The sequence below is a fragment of the Bacillus sp. GbtcB10 genome (genome assembly GCF_019091365.1).
Taxonomy (GTDB): domain Bacteria; phylum Bacillota; class Bacilli; order Bacillales; family Bacillaceae; genus Bacillus; species Bacillus altitudinis.
Window position 1 is genome coordinate 1 of sequence record NZ_JAGXJP010000374.1, and the last position, 238, is coordinate 238.

Annotated in this window: 1 protein-coding gene; it reads left to right on the forward strand. The window is 37.8% G+C overall.

All coding sequences use genetic code 11. The annotated features are described in order from the left end of the window. The coding region (gene hpf, locus KVT11_RS20545; protein ID WP_217609212.1) for a ribosome hibernation-promoting factor, HPF/YfiA family at positions 1–238 on the forward strand (238 nt) is incomplete at both ends.

Below are 238 nucleotides of genomic sequence, written 5' to 3' on the forward strand. Positions count from 1 at the left end.
TACCACCTGCACTAAGAGATCATGTCGGGAAAAAAATTGGAAAGTTGGAGCGTTATTTTGAGACAGATGATAATGCTTCAGTCAACGTGAACTTGAAATTTTACAACGAACAAGAATCTAAAGTTGAGGTTACCATTCCAATGACTGATCTAGCACTTCGAGCAGAGGTGCATAATGAGGATATGTTCAATGCAGTAGACCTAGCAACCAGTAAATTAGAACGTCAAATTAGAAAACA